The organism is Mongoliitalea daihaiensis, from assembly GCF_021596945.1.
Lineage (GTDB): Bacteria > Bacteroidota > Bacteroidia > Cytophagales > Cyclobacteriaceae > Mongoliitalea > Mongoliitalea daihaiensis.
Genome location: NZ_CP063779.1, coordinates 2,471,887 through 2,495,098, shown reverse-complemented (window position 1 = coordinate 2,495,098; position 23,212 = coordinate 2,471,887). Strand labels below are relative to the sequence as shown.

The following is a 23,212-nucleotide window of genomic DNA, read 5'->3' as shown; positions in this document are numbered from 1 at the left end:
TAATAAGTAATTAGATGGATTAGTTTTCTAATAGTTTGGGCAAAATTCGAGCCAAAAAAAGGGGGAATTAATTCCCCCTTCCTCCTCGTGATCCACCGCCACCGCCGGAGCTCATTCCGCCGCCGCCACCTCTCGATGCGCCACCGCCGGAACTAAATCCACCTCCACCAGAACTACTTCTTGAAGGTGCCGAGCCAAACGATGAGCTTCTATTACTCGGGGCTGACATTCCAGAAGATCTGCTCGGGGCTGTTGTTGAACGTTGCATGGTAGAACCACTTCTATTCATTGTACCTCCTCTATTATAAGATGGATTTGCATTTCTCGTAGCACCTCTGTTGTAGGATGGGCTTGCTGATCTATTGGAAGGCATAGTACCTCTGTTATTAAATCCAGTGTTACCACCTCTAGTCGCAGAAGGATTCATCGCTGCTCCTCTAGAACCCGCTCCTCGGGTATAGGCAGGATTAGCACTATTTACCGCTGAGTTTCTACTCGGTCTTGTAGCAGCTGCAGAACTAGTTGTTCTATTTCCTGCTGTAGGGTTTGATGCTACTCTACTTCTATTATTATATAAATCATTTTGAGATCTAGAGAAATCTCTTCCAGAATTCACTCTATTATTAGGAGAAGTTGCATTAACTCCACTAGCTGCATCTCTTCTTGCTGCTCTTGCCGTTGCAGGAGCTCCAGTTGTACCTCCTCTATAACCAGGTGCCATAGATGAACCAGTACCAGGACGTGCACCGCGTACAACTCTTCGCTGACCTTCACTACCATTCCATCCTGGATTCACTATAATTACACCAGGTCCTCCCCAGCCGAAGCCAGGACCAAAACCTCCCCAGCCAAAGCCTGGTCTCATCCATGGGTTACCCCACATACCACCGCCCCAACCGAAGCCAGCATTCATTCCCCACATGGAGTTCCAACCCATACCGAATCCAGGTCTCATGCCCCAGCCAAATCCAGGACCAAAGCCCATACCTGGCCAGAATGGATCCCAAAAAGGATCCCACATTCCCATACCCATCATGCCCATGCCTCCCCAGCCAAAGCCAGGCATCATCCAAGGGTTACCCCACATGCCACCACCAAAGCCAAAGCCAAGACCAAGGTTGACGTTCATACGAGGCTGATTCCATCCCATGCCATTTACACCTCCACCATAAAAGTTATTGTAAACATTTACATTGGGCGTAGATTGCATTTGATTATCGTCAAAATATACTGTCTCATTATCTTGAACAGCAGTCTGCTCTGAATATCTAGCGATATACTCGGGATTAACATTTCTTGCCGAAAAGTTCTCCTGCTCAAAATTATCTTGAGATAAGGAGTTAAAAGACCTGAAATTTTCCGGATTGTTATTTCTCACGGCGAACTCAGTCGCTACGCGAGCATCACTCGCCATGAAATAAAGATCGTCTGTTTCACCACCTTTCATGGCATTGAACGAGGTACTGCATGAAGTTAACACTAGCATGGCAGCGGCTCCAAAGGGCAAGAATTTGTTTAATCGTTTCATTTGTTTGGCTTTTACTTGTACTCTTTTTATACGAGTCAAATACTCGAGGGTTGTAATATTTCCTATATATTTGCCTGAAATATAGTTGAGCGAATATAAAGAGATTTTTCAAATCAAAAAAATACTATGAGCAAAGGATTGCCAAAAAGAAGCGAAGACTACTCTTTGTGGTACAATGAATTAGTAAAAAGAGCTGACTTGGCCGAAAATTCCGCAGTTAGGGGGTGTATGGTCATCAAACCTTATGGATACTCCATTTGGGAAAAGATGCAGGCTGAACTTGACCGGATGTTTAAGGAAACTGGTCATACCAATGCCTATTTTCCACTTTTCATCCCTAAATCATTCCTATCCAAAGAAGCCAGCCACGTGGAAGGGTTTGCAAAAGAATGTGCTGTGGTAACGCATTACAGGCTAAAAAATTCCGAAGATGGAAAAAGCGTTATAGTGGACCCAGACGCCAAATTAGAGGAAGAATTGATTGTTAGACCTACTTCTGAAACAGTCATTTGGAGCACTTATAAAAACTGGATCCAATCCTATAGAGACCTACCTCTTTTGGTCAATCAATGGGCCAATGTAGTTCGATGGGAAATGAGAACAAGGCTGTTCCTCCGCACTACTGAATTTCTATGGCAGGAAGGCCATACAGCACATGCGACTAAAGCTGAGGCAATTTCTGAAACAGTACAAATGATGAATGTCTACGCAGAATTTGCAGAAACTTTTATGGCTCTTCCCGTAGTAAAAGGAGTAAAGAGTGAAAATGAACGATTTGCTGGAGCTGAAGACACGTATTGTATAGAAGCATTGATGCAAGATGGCAAAGCACTACAAGCAGGAACTTCCCACTTTTTAGGCCAAAATTTCGCCAAAGCATTTGATGTGAAATTTGCTACCAAAGAAGGTGGATTGGAATATGTCTGGGGAACTAGCTGGGGAGTAAGTACACGTTTGATGGGGGCTTTGATTATGGCTCATTCGGATGACAACGGATTAGTACTCCCTCCAAAACTAGCACCTATTCAAGTGGTAATTGTTCCCATCTATAAAGGAGAAGATGAGCTGCAAAAAATTTCTGAAAAAGCACATGAAATCATGCAGCAACTCAGACGAGTAGGAATCACCGTGAAATTTGACGATCGAGACACACATAAACCTGGATGGAAATTTGCAGAGTATGAATTAAAAGGAGTGCCTTTGCGAATAGCCATGGGTCCACGGGACTTGGAAAACAACACAATAGAACTTGCTAGAAGAGATACACTTACCAAATCTACACTTTCATTAGAAGGCATTTCAATAGCTCCTTATATTTTGGACTTGCTGGATGAAATCCAAGAAACAATTTATACCAAAGCATTAAATTTCCGCACATCCATGACTACGGATGCCAATACTTGGGATGAGTTTCAGGATCTTTTGGAAAATAAAGGTGGATTTATTTCCGCTCATTGGGATGGTACAAAAGAAACTGAAGAAAAAATTAAAGAATTGACCAAAGCTACCATTCGCTGTATTCCCATCGATGTCAAAGAGGAATCAGGTGCTTGCATCTTTACAGGTAATCCATCAAATAAACGGGTCTTATTTGCTAGAGCTTACTAAATTCAAACGCTAGACTTATATGTCTGGCGTTTTTTTTCGTATTTAATGCCTATATTGTATTGTTGTTAGAATGAAATGCGCTTTTCACCATTAGTTAACTGAAAATGACTTGGTTTATTTTAATTAGCCTTTTGACCATAGGCCTAATCTTAGTCGTCGCAGAAGTCTTATTTGTACCGGGCACTACTCTTGTAGGTATTTTGGGAGCCATAGTAACTGTTGTAGGAGTCTATTATGCGTTTATCAGTCTAGATATAAATGTAGCCTATGGAGTAGCTGCTGCTACCTTAACTGCAAATCTCGGCATGCTAATTTATGGATTACGCTCAGGGGTTTGGAAAAAGTTCGCATTAACAAATTCTATTCAAAGCCGCGCTTTTGACAACCGTTTGGAAGGTTTATACGTCCAAATGGAGGGTGTGGCAACTTCCGACATCAAACCTATTGGAAAAGCAGAATTTGCAGACAAAATTTATGAAGTAAAATCTGATGCGGGCTTTATCCGTGTGGGAACCAAAGTTTGGATTAGTAAATTAGAAAATAATACAATCATCGTTAAAGTATAACTTATGGAAATTACCAATTCAGCATTTATCTTATTTGCTGCCTTTGCAGGTTTAACCCTGCTTTTTATCTTCTTGTACTTTGTACCGGTCAACCTATGGATCACAGCTATTTTCGCAAATGTGAAAGTAGGTATTGGAGAATTGATAGGGATGCGTATCCGAAAAGTACCCCCTGGAGTAATTGTCAATGCAATGATTACTGCAACCAAAGCAGGGCTTGATTTGACTACCAATGATCTAGAAACACATTACCTAGCAGGAGGAAATGTACCTAACGTAATCCGAGCACTTATTTCAGCGGACAAAGCAAACATCAAGTTGAGTTTTAAGCAAGCTACTGCCATTGATTTGGCGGGAAGAGATGTGTTTGAAGCAGTTCAAATCTCGGTAAACCCGAAGGTAATCAATACCCCTTCTGTGGCTGCAGTGGCTGCTGATGGCATCCAATTGATTGCTAAGGCGCGTGTAACCGTACGGGCAAACATTGCTCAGTTGGTCGGTGGTGCGGGTGAAGATACTATTTTAGCAAGGGTTGGTGAAGGTATTGTAACCTCTATCGGTTCGGCTCAAAATCATAAGATGGTATTGGAAAACCCTGATAAGATCTCCAAATTGGTTTTGGAGAGAGGTTTAGATGCGGGTACTGCCTTTGAAATTCTTTCCATTGATATTGCGGATATTGATGTAGGAACAAATATTGGTGCAAAACTACAAATTGATCAGGCCTCTGCTGATTTGAAAGTTGCGGAAGCAAAGGCTGAAGAAAGACGCGCGATGGCCGTCGCATTGGAACAAGAAATGAAGGCTAAAGCTGTAGAAATGAGAGCTAAAGTAATTGAAGCAGAAGCTGAGGTACCGAAAGCTATTTCAGAAGCATTCAGATCAGGAAATTTGGGAGTAATGGATTATTACAAAATGGAAAATATCAAATCTGACACAGAAATGAGAACTTCCATTGCTGACCCAAATAGTAGTGGGTCGACAACATCAAGCCAAGATTCTACCAAATAACTTGAGTCCAATTAAAAAAAAAGCGAGTCAGCATACCTGTTGACTCGCTTTTTTTATGTTCAATTACAATTGGTTGATATCCCTAGGCTTAAATTTTCAGGAATGTCAGCACAAAAATATCTATCAAAGTTATTCAGGAAATGATTCAAGTATCAAGAACCCCTTTTCTTTTTACCCTGATTAGAGGTTGAAGACTTGGTGAGATCTTCTATCTCAAATTGATATGCATCTTCTGCCAAAATCTGTTGAGACCCTTGATCAAAAATGATATTGCGATAATAAAGCGGTAACAAAAATTCTCCATTTTCATTGAGAATCCCATATTTATCTCCCTGCCTTGCGACGATTCTATCAAATTCTTCCCTTCTGATTTCTTGGAAAGAAGGCTCTGCTATGACTTTACCCGCAGGAGATAATAGCCCCATTAAGCCTTGCCTTTCTGTTAAATAATAATTATTTTCTGTAGGGAAAATCCGATCAAATCCTTGATCAAACAATACATGACCAGCTGCATCAACCAAATTAAACAAGCCTTGATACTGAACTACAGCAACTCCCTGAACAAACCCTTGGCTTTGCTCAAACTTGAACTCTGTCAATGGATTTCCTTGCGTATTGATAAACGCCCAACTCCCACGAGTACTGACAGCGGCTTTGCCTTGACTAAATTTACCTACCTGTTCGTAAGAAGGCGGTATAACCCACCTTCCTTGTTTATCGACAAAGCCTATCTTTCCTCCTTTATATGCCGGATATAGTCCTTCTGAACCGGGTAAAATTTTATCTACTTGTGACATGGGATTGACTTCCCATCCTTTGGGACCTAAAAGTCCTATTTTTGCATCTCTCAATCGTACATTGTAATGCTTCTCTCCTACACTGCTGACGGCTTCCATTCCCACCTGGTCTAAGAGGATCCCATCATAATTCATCACTCTCCTTAGTTTTCCATGGATGTATTCCAAGATCACATCATTTTCAACCGTGATTTTGTGATAAGAAGTATAGCGAATATCTGCTTTCCCTTCCCTTCCTTTGATCAACATGTACTGATTTCCATCAAAACCAAAAAAATAATCCCCTTCTAAATGGTCCAAGCGATCAATAACAGGCTCTAATACATAATCTCCCTCTCTATTCACTAAACCATATCCTGTAGGCTGCTGAACAAAGAGAAAATTTTCATTGACTTGTGTGATTTTTTCGAAGATCCTGTCCGGATTGCCAGATAGGGGTAAAAAATATCCTTGAGAGTTTTTAGCTACCACTTGACCATTAAGTGCCATAAATGCTTCATCAAAAGCTCCAATTGGCTTTGTTTGCTTTGTAGCATGATCATATACAAAATACCGATCTCCTTTTTTGGCTAAGACCCTGGTAAAATAGGTCTGAATATCATCATAGGTGGTTGGAAAAACCTCTATTCCATATTCGTGGAAGGCTCCCATACCATCTTTTCCTTTGACCACAATCCAAGGTTGATCGTAAGCAATAACCTGATTAGCTTTTAAATCAAAATAGGGTTTATATTCCTTACTCAAGAGTTTGAGCTCGTTGTTGACAGTACTGATACGTACCGCTTCTCCCAGAATATTAATTTGATCGTACTCAACTCTAAATTTGAGCTTTAAATCCTTGTCAAAAACCTCGTACGTCTGCGCATATGAAGCAAGTGAAAATATACTCACTACCAGCACAAGCGATGCCTTTTTCAATACCATAAGTCTTCATCTAATTGAAAAAGTAAAGTAACAAGTTTGGGATGGTATTTCAAGCAAAAAACCGGAGATGCTCCGGTTTATTTTTTATCGTCGGTTACTTTTTCAAGATCAAATAAATCTGTGATGATATCAATCATTTGATCAGCATCATCACGCTGACAAGCTGCTCTCAATTGAACTACTGGAACCTTAAGTATTTTTTGCATCATGCTCTTGGTGATTTTATCAATCACAGCAATTTCTTTTTCATCAGCATTCTTAAGGTATCGAGAGAGTTCTTCCTGCCTGATCTGTTCTAATACATTTTTGAGCTTATTGATTGTTGGGAATACCAACATTTCTTTTTTCCAATTAAAGAAGTCATTGATTGACTCCTCAATTATCTGCTCTACTTGAGGGATAGCCTCTAAACGCTTTTCAAGAGTAGCAGATGCCTTACTACGGATATTGTCTACATTATATAATAAAGCACCAGGAACTTCCTCAATGGATGTTTCAATACTTCTAGGCACAGATAAATCCACAAAAAGCTTGTAACTAGGAATATCCAAGGATTGTACCAGCGCTTTGGTGATGAACGGGTCTGATTTCATGATCGAGCAAACGATTACATCAGATTCCTGTACATATTCGAAGCATTTTTCAAAAGGAACCACTTCAAAACCCAATTCATCTGCCAATACTTTGGCCTTATCGAATGTACGATTGGTAATGGTCACTTTTGCTTCAGGGATATGCACCATATTTCTCGCCACATCTTCCCCTATCTCACCTACACCTATCAATAATACCCTTGGCTGATACGTGTTAGAAGTAATCTCTTCAATTAATTCAACTGCAGCATAAGAAACGGAAGCCGCTCCATCGCGAAATGCTGTTTCTTGTACCACACGCTTACTTGTAAAGAAAACAGAGTGCATCAATCGATGCAAGAAAGGCCCAGCCATATCTAAGTCAGCAGACAATTGATAGGCTTTCTTCACCTGACTAGCTATTTGTTGATCTCCAACAACTTGAGCTTCCAATCCCATGGATACTCTGAACAAATGATTGATCGCATCCTGATCATCATTCATTACTTTGAAGTAATGTTGATATTCAACGATATTAGTCAATCCTTTTTCTAGCCCTATTAATTTAATTATCTCTGTACTCAAATCGAGCTGATGTGAGTAGTATACTTCTGTACGGTTGCATGTAGATAATATCAATGTATCCTGAATGCTAAAAAATTCACTAAACTTCAGTAAAAGGGAATGTATAGAACGTTCATCTAAAGCAATGACTTCCCTGATTTGTACAGGAGCACTCTTATGCGACAAACTAATAGCTCTAAACTTTGTGGACATTTGATCTACTTTTAACATACAAATTTAAATCAGAAAGATGAGAGAGGAAAATCACATGATTCGTTAATCATAATTTATAATTCATCTAAATAATTTTTCCCAATCATTCATTCTGTTTTCGTTGACAAAATTCATGAAAATTGGATAATTATTCTAATTGTATTAACTTATCACTCATAGATACGAGCAATGAAGTGATCTTGGATTTCTAACATCTCATTTTCATGAAAAACAAATTCTTTTTTTGGCTCAAAACCTATCTAGGATTCTCCAAACGGGAATCACAAGGGTTTGTTTTGGTATTACCGATTTTGGTTGGTCTTTATTCCATCCCGAAGATTTATGAACATATTGTTCAACAACACACTTCCACTGATTATAATTCCTACCAAAACATCATTGATAGTCTTGTCATCGCTGGTTACGAACGGACTATACCAAACCTTGAAACACAACAGCAAGACAGCACTCAAAAGAGGAATTCAACCCCAAGACCGAGAGCAACGGCACTCAATAAGTTGGACTTTAACGAAGCGGATTCTATAGTGCTTCAAATCGTCCCAGGGATTGGTCAAACGATGGCTGGAAGAATTGTTAAATTCAGAGATGGTTTAGGCGGAATGATGGAAAAAGAACAATTGCTAGATGTCTTTGGTATGAACGAAGAGGTTATGGAACGTGTATTTCAATATTTTGATTTTACTCCAGGTATTTATAAAAAAGTTGCTATCAACCAATGGGATGCTTCCTCCTTAGCCAATCATCCTTACATTACGTATGGGGCTGCCAAAGTAATCGTAGCTTATCGGACCCAACACGGACCTTACTCCGAAGCGGAGGATTTATTGAAAGTCAAGATTTTTACAGAGGATTGGGTAGAGAAAATCAAGCCTTACTTGAACTTTGATTGAAGTGTAAAATTTTAGACTCTTCCCATTGCAAATACACTGAATCCCCTATTTGAAAACTACGGGACTGATCCTCTAGTCTCCAATGGTGCCCATTGGCAAGCTGAACAAATAATTGGTTGTAATGAATCAAGTACTGAACGTCCATGACTTTTGCTTTAACCCCCTTGGTTTTGAATAACTTAATATCAGAAGGTCGGATGAAAGATGTTGTTTGTTCAGGAATAGCATTCAGATGGCTGAACAGCTGGGCAGCATAGAGGTTGGCAGGATGCTTGAAAATTTCTGCAGCCGTACCTCGCTGAATCAATACTCCTTGCTTGATTAGAGCCAGCTGATCGGTCAATTGTAACGCATCATCCAAATCATGGGTTACAAACACCACAGTAACTCCCAGCGCTTTAAACATGGACTTTAACTCCACCAACAGCTCTCTCCGCTGGATAGTGTCCAAACTTGAAAAAGGCTCGTCCAATAAAATCAGTTCAGGCTCCAAACTCAAGGCACGTCCAATGGCTACTTTTTGCTGCTGACCACCGGATAAATGCCTTGGCAATTTATCCTTGTAAGCTTCGAGTTTGAGCAGATCGAGCAAAAATCTGACTCTACTTTCACGATAGGATCTATCATAAAGCAACAAAGGTCTTAAAATATTTTCAGCGACTGTTGCGTTGGGATAAAGTTTATAATCCTGATAGACCAATTGTACCTCGTCGTATCCTGGCACTAAGCGCTCGCTGGGGTTTTTAACCTTCAAATCACCCACATTGATTTCTCCTGTGTCCTTATTTTCAAGGCCAGCAATCATTTTCAAAAGCGTTGACTTTCCAGATCCGCTCTCTCCAAGTAAGGCCAATATATCCCCTTTTTCCAGCTGCAAGGTAAAATCCTTCACCACACCTTTTTGTGAAGTGTAGTCTTTGTTTACTTGCTGAATGGATAAGAAACTCATGGGTTAGCAAGTTCAAGCTGAACCTTTTTTTGCAAAGATTGAAAGACCAATTCGTATGAGTGGTCCACCAATTCAAGGATCAGTTTATCAGAAACAGAACGGTTAAATAACACCGTATTCCAGTGTTTCTTATTCATGTGATACCCTGCTATGATATGGTCATATTGTTCTCTCAAAAAAACGGACCTCTCTGGATCACATTTGAGGTTGACAGATTCAAAAAGCTCAATGTCGATAATAGCAAAGATTTTTCCCCCTACTTTGAAGCATAGCGTATTTACGTCAAAAGGAGTTTCTTCAATAACTCCTTTTTTTGCAAGACAATAGTTTCGAAAATAGATGATATCCAAGGATTTGAAAATTCAAGTTAGAGAATCACTTTTTTGATAAAAATGAACACTATCGCACCTAAAAACATCAAAATAGAAATCTTATTGATTCCGTGCATCATCCTCAAATTGAAGTTTGTGGGCTTATTAGGGTCTGGCTTTTTAAATATACCCAAGATATAATTTCCTACCTCACCTAGTTTAAAAAACTCTTTAACTCTGCTATTTGCCATGGGAATGCTAATTTAGATTGTTACTAGAATACGTACAAAACACAGCAGCCAGTACATATGTTTCATAAATGCAGTAATTCTTTCGGGTACAAAGGTACTAAAAATGAGTCCCTGACAATCCACAAAAACAATTCTTTATTTGAGATGCTTGTTATAAAAATAAACCTCATCCAACCTCCTAAAATCCATTAACCAATGATCCAAACCGAAAATTTTGAGAAAATTGAAGTCAGCTCTAGTCAAGAACTAAGAAACTGGCTTTCCCAACACCACCAACAAGAGGCAAGTGTTTGGTTGGTTACTTTCAAAAAATCTATTCCTGAAAAATACCTTTCTACAGCCGATGTTTTAGATGAGTTGCTTTGTTTTGGCTGGATTGATGGTATCCGAAGAAAACTAGATGATCACCGAACGATGCAATTAATTTCTCCCAGAAGGGTAGAACACTGGGCAAAAAGCTATAAAGACAGGGCTGCAAAATTGATCGAAGATGGAAAAATGACTGAAGCAGGGCTAACATCCATCGAACTTTCCAAGCAAGCAGGTTTATGGAACTTTATGGATGATGTGGACCAATTAATCATCCCTGAAGATTTACTTCAGGCCTTGAGACAACTTGAAGGCGCAGAAACCTTTTTTCATTCGATCAATGACTCTAGCAAACGCTTTGTACTACGCTGGCTAAAATTGGCGAAAACCGAAAAAACTCGACAAGCTAGAATTCAACAACTCGTAGAACTTTCAGCCAAAGGGGAAAAACTCAAAGGGAGCTGATCCTAAGCTGCTCCCCTCCCTTTCAGATTTAACCCCAAGACTCCAAGATGGTCAACTTACACCTCCGGTTCGATCCACATGCCATCCTTACGGATAATTTCAATCAATTCATCTACTGCTTTTTCAGAAGGAACAGACTTTTTCATGACTTCTTTTCCTTTATAAAGGGTAATTTTTCCTTTTCCAGAACCGACATACCCATAATCTGCATCGGCCATTTCACCTGGACCGTTGACAATACAACCCATGATTCCAATTTTCACCCCTTTTAAATGGTCTGTTCTTTTTCGGATCATAGCGGTAGTTTCCTGCAAATCGAAGAGTGTTCGTCCACAAGAAGGACATGAGATATACTCAGTTTTAGACATACGAGTACGGGCAGCTTGCAACACACCAAAACTAACCGAGTTATGCAATTTGATTTGAGCTTCTTTCTCTGATCGTTCAGCTTCCGCATAAGCAGCAGCACCTATACAGATACCTTCTCCCAATCCGTCAATCAATAATCCCCCTACATCTGTAGCTGCATGTAACATGGTCTTGTCGCTTTCCTGTACTGGGTAATCCACCTTTACAACCACAGGAAGTAATAAGTGGTGCTCCATCATAGTCACAAAAGCTCTCCGAAGCGCAGGTAAATTGTGGAAATTATCACTGCTCAAAATAACGACTACATCTTTTCGGTCTTGCAAAAAGGGGATTGCTTCCGCTATAGCAGTATCGGCGATTGTGAGAAAATTCAACCCATAATGAGCTTCTTCTGCTTGCTTGAACTCTTCGAATGTAAAAAGCGGGAACTTGTTGGTTTTATCCTCCACAGATTGCCACACCGCATAATCTTGAATTTCTTTCATCCCATTTGGTAACATGAAAGGAATCGGATTTTTTCCCGAATACACATAATCTGCTCCCTGATCGTTCATTTTCCACTTGTCCAATTCTGGTAAGTAGAAATGACCAACAGCTTTCACTTCTTTTTCCGTGATAGCGGGCAAAATGGAAATATCTGTGATCACCCTTGGCACATTGCCTCCACCAAAGTTGAATACCTCCAAACTCTCCCGTTTATTGTACTCAAAAGGCGTGATAGGATAGTTTTTAATTTCTTGGATCGGTACATGTGAAGCCCTGACCTTATAACGGTCAACCAACGCTTGGGCAACTGGTGGTTCAAACTCAGGATCCTCTGTCAAAGAAACACGGACTGTATCACCCAATCCATCTTCTAAAAGCGCTCCAATACCTACTGCAGATTTGATTCTTCCATCTTCTCCATCACCTGCCTCGGTCACACCCAAATGCAAAGGATAAGGTTTAAAACCACCTTCTTCTAACTTTTGAACTAACAAACGATAGGCTTGCACCATCACTTGTGTGTTAGATGATTTCATGGATATTACAATGTCATGAAAATTTTCATCTTCACAAATGCGTAAAAACTCTAAAGCAGACTCCACCATACCCAGCGGGGTATCCCCATAGCGGCTCATGATTCTATCCGAAAGAGAACCATGATTGGTACCGATTCTCATGGCTGTACCATGTTCCTTGCAGATTTTAACTAAAGGAAGGAATCGCTCCCGAATCCGGTCTAACTCCTCCTGATAGCTTTCATCTGTATATTCAATCACTTCAAACTTCTTTTTATCCGCATAATTTCCCGGATTGATACGGACTTTTTCCACAATCTTAGCTGCAATTTCTGCCGCATTGGGAGTAAAATGAATATCTGCAACTAAGGGAGCTTGATATCCCCTAGCACGTAACTCTTTCCTGATTTCACGGAGATTTTCAGCCTCTTTAATACTCGGCGCAGTAATCCGGATCAGCTGACAGCCCGCCTCAATCATGCGGATGCATTGCTCCACTGAACCCATGGTATCCATGGTGTCCACCGTCGTCATGGATTGTACCACGATGGGATTATCTCCACCGATGATGACATCTCCTACTTTGACTGGAATGGTTTTTCTACGCGAGTACTGTGTCAGGCTATTACAATACTTGATGCTTTCTAAAAGGTCCTTGGTGTGCATAGGTTTATAAATCTCCTAATTGAGGTCTAATGATCATTTCTTCAACAACTGAATAGGCAGAAAGGTTGAACGCACCCCACACAGCTTCTGCCACATCCTCTGCTTTCATAAATCGCTCCACTGGCAATTCTACTCCTTCCCAACTTGCGGTATACGTGGCTCCTGGAAGGATGGAGGTCACTCGAATATTAAAATCTTTCAATTCTTGTCTCAAGCATTTGGTAAATCCAAGCATTGCCCATTTGGAAATCGCGTAAGACCCCCCATTGGCGTAAGCTGTAATTCCAGCTATCGACCCAATCGAAAAGATATGTCCAGACTTCCGCTCGATCATGTCATTAGCAAAAGCTCTTGTCAAATGGTATGCTGAAAATAGATTGGTCTGCATCATCAACTCGAAATTTCCCTCGGGCTCATTATAGATTGACCCAGGAAGAAAAATACCTGTGTTGTTTACCAAAATATCAGGAACCGTCTTCGCTTTCACAGCTTCAGCAAAAGCTTTGACTTCTTCCATTTTAGATAAATCAGCTTGCATCGTAAAAAGTTGAACTGAAGGATATTTCTCAGTAAGCTCCTGCTCCATGGCTGCCAAATCAGCAGCATTTCTAGCGCAAGTATAAATATCGTAACCCTCTCGGGCAAATCGCTCAACAATGGCTCGGCCTATGCCTTTGGTACCACCAGTAACGAGAATTGATTGCGGCATTTGATTCGTGTTTTAATAGTTAGTATGACAACTATCTTCAAGAGACAAAGTTACATTTTTTTAAAAACTTCCCACATTTAAACGTTTATTTCCCGACTCATCCCACTGCTATTGTTTAATTTTAGTGCATGGAATTTGAACTGACCGATAAAATTGAGGTTGCTGCACAATTTGTCAACAGCACCAACAAGCCTATTTTCCTTACAGGAAAAGCAGGAACAGGCAAGACTACCTTTTTACGTAAGCTTACCAGCATTACGCACAAAAACTTCATTATCGTCGCTCCAACAGGTATAGCAGCGCTGAATGCCAAGGGCGTGACTATTCATTCCCAGTTTTTATTGCCATTTGGTTCTTTTATTCCCAGTCGAGAACCGGAGGGGAATTTTTCACAATCAGGCAATTTTTATTCCCAGTTTACTTTGGGAAGAAGACATGCCTTGAATGGTGCCCGCAGAAAAGTGTTACGATCAGTAGACCTGATCATCATCGATGAGGTATCCATGTTACGGGCAGATATTTTGGATGCCATCGATTACCGAATGAAAAGTCTCAAACAAAATTTCGATGAGCCCTTTGGGGGTGTGCAGGTGTTGATGATTGGGGATTTATTCCAGCTCCCTCCCATTGTCAAGGATGATGAATGGGCTGTTTTAGGTAAATTTTACAAAGGCATGCATTTTTTTGAAGCCCTAGCCTTGCGAAATTCAGGAATGGTCTACATTGAATTGGATAAAATTTTTCGACAGAAGGATCAGAACTTTATCGATATCCTCAACAAGCTCAGGTTAAATAAAATAGAGCGCCAAGATGTGGATTTCCTTAATCGTTTTTTCAAAACCGAAACGGAGATTGAACAAGAGAAAGAAGTAATCACGATCACCACACATAATTACAAAGCAGATCAACAAAACCGAAAGGAATTGGATGCATTGCCTGGGAAAGCTCAGTTTTTTGAAGCAGTGGTAGAAAAAGACTTTCCCGAATCTCTTTATCCGGTTCCCTATACCTTAGAGTTAAAAATAGGTGCTCAAATCATGTTTATCAAAAATGATACGAGCGGGGAAGGAAGGTTTTACAACGGTAAAATGGCAACTGTGACGGGCTTTGAGGAAGATGGGATTGAGGTGAAAATGAGTGACACTTATGTGAGCTACCATCTGAGTCGAGAAGTATGGGAAAATAAGCGCTATGCGGTCAAAGAAGATACCAAAGAAATCCAAGAAGAGGTCATCGGTACTTTTCAGCAGTTTCCTATCAAACTAGCTTGGGCTGTAACGGTACACAAAAGTCAAGGTCTGACATTTGACAAAGCCATTATTGATGTAGGGCAGGCCTTTGCTCCTGGACAGGTGTATGTGGCTCTTTCCAGACTGCGGAGTTTGGATGGCTTGATTCTGCGCACCAAAATCCAGCCCATGGTGATTTCTTCGGACCCGGAAGCCAGTCATTTTACCAAAAGTACCGAAAGCCAAGAGCCCTTAGACAGCTTGTTATCCAAAGGACAGCAGGCCTACATGCTAACTCTTTTAGAAAAAACCTTCAACTTTTATGAAATCATCTTAGGAATCCAAGACTTTCAAAAAGACTCAGATAGCAGTTTGGCATTTGAAGACGAGGAAATGAATCTAGCTATCCCACAATTACTGGCATGGATGGCAACGGAATCAGAAAACACCTTTAAATTCCAGCGCCAATTGGTCTATCTCGCGCATCACCAACAAATAGACCATCTCTCGGAGCGCCTAGAAAAAGGCAGTGCTTATTACCAGACATTTTTGACAGAAGCACTGAAAACTTTATACAAGCACATGGCCGAGGTAGAGCGATTTAGTCAAACCAAGCAATACCTTGAGAAATTAGCGGAAATTGAATTGCTAATTTTCAGAAAATTACTGGAAATCGCTCGTACCAAGACCTTGGTAGCCTGCATCATCAATGGAGAGGAAATTCCTAAAATGGAGAACTTCTCTCGGGAGCTCTCCAATCAAACCAAGGAAATGCGTACCAAAGCCAAAGAAGAAGCGATTGCCAATCCAAAATTTGCCAAAAACAAAACTGGAAAAAAGAAGAAAGAAGATGGTCCCAATCTAAAGAAAGCCAAAGGGGAAACCTATGAAATCACCTATGCTCTGCATGATGAAGGGCTTACCTTTCTCCAAATCGCTGAAATGAGAGGATTGGCAGAGTCCACCATCAAAAGTCATTTGGCCAAAGGGATTACAGAAGGGCGGATAGAGATTGAGCAGCATTTTACTCCAGAATATATCGAAGAACTTCGGAATGTGATTGTGATGCATCAATTTGACTTGGCACAAATCAGGCAGGAATATCCAGGTAAATACGATTATGGGAGTTTAAAAATGGTAATGGCTCATATCAATCCAGAAGAATAGGCTCTTTACATCGTTTTTTGAAGCTTTATCCCATTGCTTTTGCTTCCAAAGACTTGAAAGAGTAACTTATTGGCTTGAAATTCTAACCTCAAGCTTATATGAAACTAGTGTTCAAGTTTATCGTTGCTTTCTTCTTGATGGGAAGTATGCAAGCCCAAGAAGTGGGCTACTACATGCATCCTGATATTCATGGAGAGCTCATCGTGTTTGTTTCCGAAGGGGACTTATGGAAAGTATCTACCAATGGAGGAAAAGCCACCCGACTCACAACCCATCATGGGGAAGAATCCTCTCCCAAAATCTCTCCTGATGGGAAATGGGTAGCCTATGCAGCATCCTATGAAGGACCGACAGAAGTATACATCATTCCAATTGATGGCGGCTTACCCAAAAGATTAACCTATGAAACTGCATCCTCCATCCCAACCGCTTGGAAATCGGCAGAAGTAGTAGCCTACACCACCAATCAATACGCCACTTTACCCCGACTGCAAACCGTCACTGTCAACATTCAGACTGGACAGCGCTCCATTCTTCCCTTAGAAATGGCTGCCGAGGGAAGTTTTACAGAAGATGGAAACACCTACTTTTTCGTTCGGCCAACTTTTCATAATAACGTCACCAAACGCTATGAAGGTGGGACAGCCCGACAGGTGTGGAAATACACAGAAAACACGCCCGAAGCCGTCAAGCTGACCAAAGATTACAAAGGAGAAGACCACCATCCTACGTATCATCAAGGGAGGGTGTATTTCATTTCCTCCCGTGATGGGATCCAAAATATCTGGTCCATGACTTTGGATGGAGCAGATCTTCGCCAACATACCAAACAGGAGACCTATGATGTTCGAGAATTTTCCCTGCATGGTAATTCCCTTGCTTACCGTGTAGGAGCAGATATTCATGTGATGAATCTGACCTCCAATACCGATCAGCAACTAGCCATACAACTTAGTTCGGACTTTGAGCAAATGCGGGAAAAATGGATCAACAATCCTGAACCTTACATCACCGGTATTTCTGTAAGCAATGATGGACAGCAAGTTGCCTTGACAGCAAGGGGAAGAAGCTTTGTCCTGCCAGCAAAAGATGGTAGAATTGTTCGCTTGGATAGAAATGATGGCGTACGCATGAGAGATGCCGTTTTTTCCCCAGATGGTAAAAATATCTATGTGTTTTCTGACGAAAGCGGGGAATTTGAAATTCATCAATACGATAGCAAAGGATTAGACAAAGGCAAACAGTTGACCAAAGATGGCGTCACCCTTCGCTTCAATCTGACACCTTCGCCAGATGGAAAGAAAATTGCATTTACGGACTTGAACAGAGACTTATGGATTTTGGAGCTTGCTACAGGCAAACAAGTGAAACCCTCCACTAACAGAGAGGGAATCAACGGATCCATGGCTTGGTCGCCTGATAGCCAATGGCTGGCATTTTCTCAGTCAGCTTCCAATACCTTTAACCAGATTTTCGCTTACGAATTTGCTACAGGCATACGTATTGCCATGACTTCTGATCGGGCCAATAGTGTCAGTCCACAGTGGAGCCCTGATGGAAATTGGTTGTATTTCCTATCTGATAGAAACTTCCAAACTAAAGTTGGTTCGCCTTGGGGTACCCGACAGCCAGAACCATATTGGCATAAGCAAATGAAGATTTATCATGTATCTCTGAAAAAGGGATTGATCTCACCTTTCCATTTCAATCATGAGCTAAAACAAGAGGAGAAAAAAGCAGAGGGTCCAGTCAAAGTAACTATTGAGGAAGATGGTCTGATGCAGCGCTTGAGAGAGGTGCCTATTCCGGCGGGAAATTATCGTAATCTGGTTGTAACTGACAAGACCCTTTATTATCTGAACGATGTCAACGATGATGGTAAAAACAACATCACGATGGTTACCATCGGTTCGAAGGTAGAACCAAAGACTTTCATCGATAATGTCAGAAGGTTTGTCACTTCGGCCAATAACCAGTATATGTTGGTGACTGTGGGAAGCAACCATCATGTGGTGGAACTTAAGTCCTCCCCTATTTCCAATTTGGCTGAATTCAAATTGGATTTGAGCAAATGGAGCTTTTCCATAGACCCAAGAGAAGACTGGACTCAATTGTACACCGATGCTTGGAGAATGGAGCGGGACTACTACTATGACCCAAATATGCATGGAGTCAATTGGGATAAGATGTATGATAAATACTTACCCCTAGCAAAACGCGTAACTACTCGTGCAGAACTTTCGGATGTGATGGGAGAGTTGATCGGTGAGTTAAGTGTATTGCATGCAAGTGTTGGCGGTGGAGACCTAAGAAGAGGACAAGACCAAGTAAACATGGGTTTGCTCGGTGCGAGGCTGTCCAAAAATGACGCCTTAAAAGGATTCCAAATCGACTACATCTATCAAACGGACCCTGATTATCCGGATGAACAATCCCCGCTTTCCCATCCAGATATTGACATTCCCGTGGGCAGCATCATTACACACGTAGATGGTCAGGCAGTTGCAGAAGCTTATGACCTGAATTACTTCTTGAGAGACAAAGCTGGCAAGCAAATTCGTCTTTCGTTAAAAAGCAGTACAGGAGCGACTTTGGATGATAAAATCCTCATCCCCATGAATTCCCGAGCCGAATCCAATCTCCGCTACAACGATTGGGAATATAGTCGTCGATTGGAAGTAGAAAAAGCTTCTGATGGTGCCTTTGGCTATGTTCACCTGCGCGCCATGGGTGAAAGCGATGTCAATCAATGGTTCAGGGACTTCTATCCTCAATTCAAAAAGCAAGGTTTGGTGATCGATGTTAGGCATAACAGAGGAGGAAATATTGATAGTTTTATCCTTTCAAGATTGATGCGAGAAGCCTTCTTTTACTGGAAAAACCGCGAAGGTGAACCTTACTGGAACATGCAATACGCCTTCCGAGGACATTTGGTATTGCTAGTGGATGAATTCACTGCTTCAGATGGAGAAGCTTTTGCCGAAGGTTTCCGCAGACTCGAACTTGGTCAAAGTATTGGAGCCCGCACCTGGGGCGGAGAAGTGTGGTTATCTGGGGTCAACACCCTTTCGGATAACGGTGTGGCCCGAGCACCTATGATGGGGGTCTATGGAGAAGAAGGAGAATGGCTGATTGAGGGAGAAGGGTTTATTCCGGACATTGAGGTAATCAATTTACCCAAAGCAACTTTTGAGGGAAAAGATGCACAGTTGGAAGCAGCCATTGAGCATCTGAAAGAATTGATCAAAAAAGACCCAAGGCCAGTACCAAGCCCTCCTGCGTATCCGGATAAGTCGTTTAAGAACAATTAATCAATAAAGATTGGAGTTATTTAATCTAGGAGCCGGGAGACTATCCTGGCTCCTTTTTTATAGCAACGCACATAACCTGAGCAATTAGTAAAAAGAAAAATGTCGAATTTTGGAAGAGTTTTTTTTTAAAACGTTATATTTAAGCAAGTGTAAAGATTATGACAAAAGAAAGTATTACCTCAAAAACCATTCAGGTATTAAAAAAGCTACCAAAAGAAAAAGTGGCCGAAGTAGCAGACTTCGCAGATTACATTTTAAAAAAATTTGAGGACCAATCAATAATTGAGGGAATCCGATCTATGGCTGAAAAGTCAGATACATTTTCCTTTTTAAAAGATGAAGAAGATTTATATGATGAAAGTGATATTATTGAGAAGTTCAAGTGAAAAAAGGTGATATAATTTTAAAACCTACCTCAATGAACGGACTCAAAAAAACTCATTGACACGGATAGGTGAATAACTTGTTTGGACAGATCTTTTGTTATTGGAAAAATAGGTTCGCTTGAGATAAATGAAATCAAATTAATTAATGAAAAACAACTGAATTATGGCTATTTTTATAATGATAAATACGCTCTTGAGCCTTATTTTTCAAGTATTCTTTTCTCAAACGCCCTGTGATCCTCATCCACTTTTCAATATCCTTCCCAATCACAGTATTTCGGGTTGTGAGGAAAAAGAATATGATAAAATAAAGATGGAGTTTACTGATAAAGATGGGACTTGGATACAATATGAAAAAGCAGGATATTTTTTAAAAACCTATTACAGCTTCGATGGAGATTGGGAAAAAAGACCTTCTAACGCCATGATTTTTCAAAATTATATCCAAGCTGTTGCATCCAAGGGTGGCACAGTAATTAATGAATCAAAATCAGTGGTGTTACTTACCCTAAAATCTGGCGGTGATACTTGGTGGATACAGGTACAAAGCGACCAAAGCGGAACTTTCTCGGTTAGCACTGTCAAAGAAGAATCGATGAATCAATATATTGTCCTATCTGCTGAAGATATCGCCAAAGAAATGAAGGCCAATGGTAAGGCTACTTTTTATGGGATCTTTTTCGATTCCGACAAATCAGCAATCAAGCCTGAGTCCAAGGAAACTTTAGAACAAATGGCTAACTATTTGAAATCGAACCCACAAGTCAATGTCTTTATAGTAGGTCATACCGACAACACTGGGGCTTTCGAACACAATCAACAATTATCCGAAAAAAGAGCTGAAGCAGTGGTTAACTATTTAATTGAGAATTATCAAATTGCTGCAAATAGATTAAAAGGTTATGGCGTATCTTCTCTCTCTCCAGTTTCAGCCAACACCTCAGAAGAAGGTAAAAGCAAAAACAGGAGAGTGGAGATGGTGTTGAAATAATCTTACATTTGAGCTTAGCTTACCCCATATATTCATTGAGAAATCCATTTTAATATTGCTTCAAAAACTGTTTGATGTATAAGAATTCACTTGTAAAAATTTGCTTCTATTTTTTATTTTCTCCGTTCGTGCTTCAAAACTGCACATCTAAAGGTCCTGCCTCACAACCTCAACATAATTTAGGGTTTGAAGTTTGGACTAATAAATCGGATTTATCAGATGGTTGGAGTACTTGGGGAGATAAAAAGGTAGAAATCGACTCTACATTTTCTTATGAAGGAAAATACTCGGGTAAAATTTCATCAATTTCGGATGAAGAGTCTTTTGGTGGAATAGTTTATAAAATCCCAATTAAAGGAATAATAGGTGACAGTGTTCGATTAGAGGCGAAAATCCGATTTGAAAATATTACAGCAGGTTTTGTTGGTTTAATCCTTAGAGTTGAAGAAAATGGAAATACCATACACTTTGAAAATCTTCAAGACCTAAATCTGAGTGGAACTAAAGATTGGAGTACTTACCAAATATCTTTACCTCTTGGATTTGGAAAGGATAATTTAACAATAGCCGGTATTATTCAAGGAAAAGGAACAGCTTGGTTTGATGACTTTAAGGTTCAAATAGATGGCAAGGATATCAATAACTTCGAAATACCTAATTTGAGACCAGAAATTTTTGAATTGGATACTATTTTTGATAAAGGATCTAAAATTTTTTTGAGCCCGATCACGGACCAGCAAATAAACAACTTGGCAATCACTGCCAAAATATGGTCTTTCTTAAAGTACTATCATCCCGAGGTAAATGCAGGTAAGTTTAATTGGGACTATGAACTATTTAGGGTGTTACCTGAAATACTTGAAGCAAAAAATGATAATCAGAGAGACCAATCTTTTTTAAAATGGATCAAAAATTTAGGAACTGTACCAACATGTGCCCCTTGTGTTGAAGTATCTCCTGACTCTTTATCTCTTGGAAATTTTGATTGGATTGAGCAGGAAAATATTTCAAATGAGGTAAAAACAGCTTTAAAATGGATTTTTCAAAATAGAATCAGCGAGGAAAAGTTTTATGTCGGGCCAGCAGATTATGGTCCTGCCCCTGTCTTTACAAATGAGTTGGATTACAAACAATTTACATACCCTGATGACGGGTTTAGACTACTTGCCCTTTTTAGATATTGGGGAGTAATTGAATATTTCTTTCCTTATAAACATCTTATCGATGAAGATTGGAATATTGTCTTAAAAACCTTTATCCCTGTTTTTCTAAATGCCAGAAATGCACTCGAATATGAATTAGCCTTACTTCAGTTAATCACGACGATTAATGACAGCCATGCAAGTTTGAATACAAGATTGATTGACCGAGAGCTTCGGGGAGACTATTACCCACCATTCAAAGTGGATTTTTTTGGAAACAATTTAGTTATAACCAAGCCATTGGTAGATAGCTTATCCCATCTACGTGGTGTGGTGATCAGCCATTTCAATGGCAAAGAAATTCATAGTATTGTGGACAGCATGAGACCATTTTTTCCAGCCTCTAATGAAGCTGCATTAAAAAGAGATATGGCTTGGCAAATTCTTAGGAGCAAAACGAAATCATCAACTATCACTTTTGAACAAAAAGGATTAGCAATTATGGATTTTATCCATGCAAATTCATTCTATTCGATTTATGCGAATAAAAATCCAGATCCAGAGACATTTAAAATGCTAACTCCTAATATTGCTTACTTGAATATCAAAAAATTAACTCCTACTGAGTTGGCGTCTGCTTTTGAGAAAATTCAATCAACAAATGGGCTCATTATTGATTTAAGAACTTATCCTGAACATACCTTGGTCTATGATCTTGGAGCATTCCTTGTCAACACTCCCAAGGAATTTGTAAAAGGGAGCTTGCCTCAATATGATACCCCAGGGAAATTCTATTTTACACAAATACTACAAATTAATCCGAACCCAACAGCCTTTTACTTGGGTAAGGTAATTCTTCTAGTAGACGAAAACACTCAAAGTGCTCCTGAATTCCATACAATGGGGCTTCAAGTTGGAGAAAACGTAATGACTATAGGTAGTCAAACGGCAGGAGCAGATGGCAATGTTGCATCCATTAAAATCCCCGGCGGCTATTCAACTTTTTTCTCAGGAGTGGGAATCTATTACCCTGATGGAACAGAGACCCAAAGAGTAGGAATCAAAATAGACTTGGAAGTAAAACCTACCATCCAAGGTGTCAGGGAAGGTAGAGACGAAGTACTGGAAAAAGCGATTGAACTCTTAAAAAAATAAAACTGTGACGAACTCAACTTGCTTTACAGGTTACCTTGAAATAAACTAAGATTTCTTTTAATACTTCCTGATTCGAACAGAATTATTATCAATAACAGTGCTAAAAA

Annotated in this window: 18 protein-coding genes; 10 read left to right on the top strand and 8 right to left on the bottom strand. The window is 40.1% G+C overall.

What is annotated here, in order from left to right; genetic code table 11:
* Positions 1-67: 67 nt before the first annotated feature.
* Positions 68-1,528, bottom strand: a complete 1,461-nt coding sequence (locus IPZ59_RS10535; RefSeq protein ID WP_236136007.1) for a hypothetical protein — start codon at positions 1,526-1,528, stop codon at positions 68-70.
* A 126-nt stretch (positions 1,529-1,654) separates the two neighbouring features.
* Here IPZ59_RS10535 and proS point away from each other — a divergent pair, with 126 nt between their 5' ends.
* The 3 genes from proS to floA all read left to right on the top strand — a co-directional run bounded on the left by proS (position 1,655) and on the right by floA (position 4,713).
* Positions 1,655-3,136, top strand: coding sequence for a proline--tRNA ligase (proS, locus tag IPZ59_RS10530; RefSeq protein WP_236136006.1), 1,482 nt, complete (start codon positions 1,655-1,657; stop codon positions 3,134-3,136).
* 104 nt (positions 3,137-3,240) lie between these two features.
* Positions 3,241-3,702 carry an NfeD family protein gene (locus tag IPZ59_RS10525; RefSeq protein WP_236136005.1) on the top strand — a complete coding sequence of 154 codons (462 nt, stop codon included), beginning with the start codon at positions 3,241-3,243 and terminating at the stop codon, positions 3,700-3,702.
* Between the two features lie 3 nt (positions 3,703-3,705).
* A complete protein-coding gene (gene floA / locus IPZ59_RS10520; RefSeq protein ID WP_236136004.1) occupies positions 3,706-4,713 on the top strand; it encodes a flotillin-like protein FloA in 1,008 nt (335 codons plus the stop codon).
* 152 nt (positions 4,714-4,865) lie between these two features.
* Here floA and IPZ59_RS10515 read toward each other — a convergent pair whose 3' ends face one another.
* A complete protein-coding gene (locus IPZ59_RS10515; protein ID WP_236136003.1) occupies positions 4,866-6,434 on the bottom strand; it encodes a WG repeat-containing protein in 1,569 nt (522 codons plus the stop codon).
* A gap of 77 nt (positions 6,435-6,511) precedes the next feature.
* Entirely contained in the window at positions 6,512-7,783 is a 1,272-nt protein-coding gene (gene hemA, locus IPZ59_RS10510; RefSeq protein ID WP_236139798.1) for a glutamyl-tRNA reductase, read from the bottom strand.
* Positions 7,784-8,007: 224 nt separating this feature from the next.
* On the opposite strand from hemA, the gene IPZ59_RS10505 reads away from it, so the two are divergent.
* Positions 8,008-8,694: a ComEA family DNA-binding protein gene (locus IPZ59_RS10505; RefSeq protein ID WP_236136002.1), complete on the top strand. Its 687-nt coding sequence runs from the start codon at positions 8,008-8,010 to the stop codon at positions 8,692-8,694.
* On the opposite strand, the gene IPZ59_RS10500 is transcribed toward IPZ59_RS10505, so the two are convergent.
* Genes IPZ59_RS10500 through IPZ59_RS10490 form a run of 3 tightly spaced genes read right to left on the bottom strand, consistent with a single transcriptional unit; the run spans position 8,669 to position 10,205 of the window.
* On the bottom strand, positions 8,669-9,643 hold the full coding sequence (locus IPZ59_RS10500; RefSeq protein WP_236136001.1) for an ABC transporter ATP-binding protein: 975 nt from the start codon (positions 9,641-9,643) through the stop codon (positions 8,669-8,671). The genes IPZ59_RS10505 and IPZ59_RS10500 overlap by 26 nt on opposite strands.
* Positions 9,640-9,993, bottom strand: coding sequence for an MmcQ/YjbR family DNA-binding protein (locus IPZ59_RS10495; RefSeq protein WP_236136000.1), 354 nt, complete (start codon positions 9,991-9,993; stop codon positions 9,640-9,642). Before IPZ59_RS10495 ends, IPZ59_RS10500 begins: the two co-directional genes overlap by 4 nt.
* Positions 9,994-10,010: 17 nt before the next feature.
* Positions 10,011-10,205 carry a DUF6728 family protein gene (locus IPZ59_RS10490; RefSeq protein WP_236135999.1) on the bottom strand — a complete coding sequence of 65 codons (195 nt, stop codon included), beginning with the start codon at positions 10,203-10,205 and terminating at the stop codon, positions 10,011-10,013.
* 195 nt (positions 10,206-10,400) lie between these two features.
* On the opposite strand from IPZ59_RS10490, the gene IPZ59_RS10485 reads away from it, so the two are divergent.
* A complete protein-coding gene (locus tag IPZ59_RS10485) occupies positions 10,401-10,979 on the top strand; it encodes a YdeI/OmpD-associated family protein (RefSeq protein ID WP_236135998.1) in 579 nt (192 codons plus the stop codon).
* 56 nt (positions 10,980-11,035) lie between these two features.
* Here IPZ59_RS10485 and ispG read toward each other — a convergent pair whose 3' ends face one another.
* A complete protein-coding gene (ispG, locus tag IPZ59_RS10480) occupies positions 11,036-13,015 on the bottom strand; it encodes a (E)-4-hydroxy-3-methylbut-2-enyl-diphosphate synthase (protein ID WP_236135997.1) in 1,980 nt (659 codons plus the stop codon).
* A gap of 4 nt (positions 13,016-13,019) precedes the next feature.
* Positions 13,020-13,724, bottom strand: coding sequence for an SDR family oxidoreductase (locus IPZ59_RS10475; protein ID WP_236135996.1), 705 nt, complete (start codon positions 13,722-13,724; stop codon positions 13,020-13,022).
* 128 nt (positions 13,725-13,852) lie between these two features.
* Here IPZ59_RS10475 and IPZ59_RS10470 point away from each other — a divergent pair, with 128 nt between their 5' ends.
* From IPZ59_RS10470 to IPZ59_RS10450, 5 genes are all read left to right on the top strand, one after another.
* Positions 13,853-16,120, top strand: coding sequence for a helix-turn-helix domain-containing protein (locus IPZ59_RS10470; RefSeq protein ID WP_236135995.1), 2,268 nt, complete (start codon positions 13,853-13,855; stop codon positions 16,118-16,120).
* 98 nt (positions 16,121-16,218) lie between these two features.
* Positions 16,219-19,431, top strand: coding sequence for a S41 family peptidase (locus IPZ59_RS10465; protein WP_236135994.1), 3,213 nt, complete (start codon positions 16,219-16,221; stop codon positions 19,429-19,431).
* A 158-nt stretch (positions 19,432-19,589) separates the two neighbouring features.
* Entirely contained in the window at positions 19,590-19,817 is a 228-nt protein-coding gene (locus IPZ59_RS10460; RefSeq protein ID WP_236135993.1) for a hypothetical protein, read from the top strand.
* A gap of 163 nt (positions 19,818-19,980) precedes the next feature.
* On the top strand, positions 19,981-20,808 hold the full coding sequence (locus IPZ59_RS10455; RefSeq protein ID WP_236135992.1) for an OmpA family protein: 828 nt from the start codon (positions 19,981-19,983) through the stop codon (positions 20,806-20,808).
* A 74-nt stretch (positions 20,809-20,882) separates the two neighbouring features.
* Positions 20,883-23,105 carry a S41 family peptidase gene (locus IPZ59_RS10450; protein ID WP_236135991.1) on the top strand — a complete coding sequence of 741 codons (2,223 nt, stop codon included), beginning with the start codon at positions 20,883-20,885 and terminating at the stop codon, positions 23,103-23,105.
* Positions 23,106-23,212: the final 107 nt, after the last annotated feature.

Bases quoted from the DNA above. Each gene is read 5' to 3' on its own strand.
- IPZ59_RS10535 (WP_236136007.1), bottom strand. From the start codon at position 1,528: ATGAAACGATTAAACAAATTCTTGCCCTTTGGAGCCGCTGCCATGCTA.
- proS (WP_236136006.1), top strand. From the start codon at position 1,655: ATGAGCAAAGGATTGCCAAAAAGAAGCGAAGACTACTCTTTGTGGTAC.
- IPZ59_RS10525 (WP_236136005.1), top strand. From the start codon at position 3,241: ATGACTTGGTTTATTTTAATTAGCCTTTTGACCATAGGCCTAATCTTA.
- floA (WP_236136004.1), top strand. From the start codon at position 3,706: ATGGAAATTACCAATTCAGCATTTATCTTATTTGCTGCCTTTGCAGGT.
- IPZ59_RS10515 (WP_236136003.1), bottom strand. From the start codon at position 6,434: ATGGTATTGAAAAAGGCATCGCTTGTGCTGGTAGTGAGTATATTTTCA.
- hemA (WP_236139798.1), bottom strand. From the start codon at position 7,783: ATGTCCACAAAGTTTAGAGCTATTAGTTTGTCGCATAAGAGTGCTCCT.
- IPZ59_RS10505 (WP_236136002.1), top strand. From the start codon at position 8,008: ATGAAAAACAAATTCTTTTTTTGGCTCAAAACCTATCTAGGATTCTCC.
- IPZ59_RS10500 (WP_236136001.1), bottom strand. From the start codon at position 9,643: ATGAGTTTCTTATCCATTCAGCAAGTAAACAAAGACTACACTTCACAA.
- IPZ59_RS10490 (WP_236135999.1), bottom strand. From the start codon at position 10,205: ATGGCAAATAGCAGAGTTAAAGAGTTTTTTAAACTAGGTGAGGTAGGA.
- IPZ59_RS10485 (WP_236135998.1), top strand. From the start codon at position 10,401: ATGATCCAAACCGAAAATTTTGAGAAAATTGAAGTCAGCTCTAGTCAA.
- ispG (WP_236135997.1), bottom strand. From the start codon at position 13,015: ATGCACACCAAGGACCTTTTAGAAAGCATCAAGTATTGTAATAGCCTG.
- IPZ59_RS10475 (WP_236135996.1), bottom strand. From the start codon at position 13,724: ATGCCGCAATCAATTCTCGTTACTGGTGGTACCAAAGGCATAGGCCGA.
- IPZ59_RS10470 (WP_236135995.1), top strand. From the start codon at position 13,853: ATGGAATTTGAACTGACCGATAAAATTGAGGTTGCTGCACAATTTGTC.
- IPZ59_RS10465 (WP_236135994.1), top strand. From the start codon at position 16,219: ATGAAACTAGTGTTCAAGTTTATCGTTGCTTTCTTCTTGATGGGAAGT.
- IPZ59_RS10460 (WP_236135993.1), top strand. From the start codon at position 19,590: ATGACAAAAGAAAGTATTACCTCAAAAACCATTCAGGTATTAAAAAAG.
- IPZ59_RS10455 (WP_236135992.1), top strand. From the start codon at position 19,981: ATGGCTATTTTTATAATGATAAATACGCTCTTGAGCCTTATTTTTCAA.
- IPZ59_RS10450 (WP_236135991.1), top strand. From the start codon at position 20,883: ATGTATAAGAATTCACTTGTAAAAATTTGCTTCTATTTTTTATTTTCT.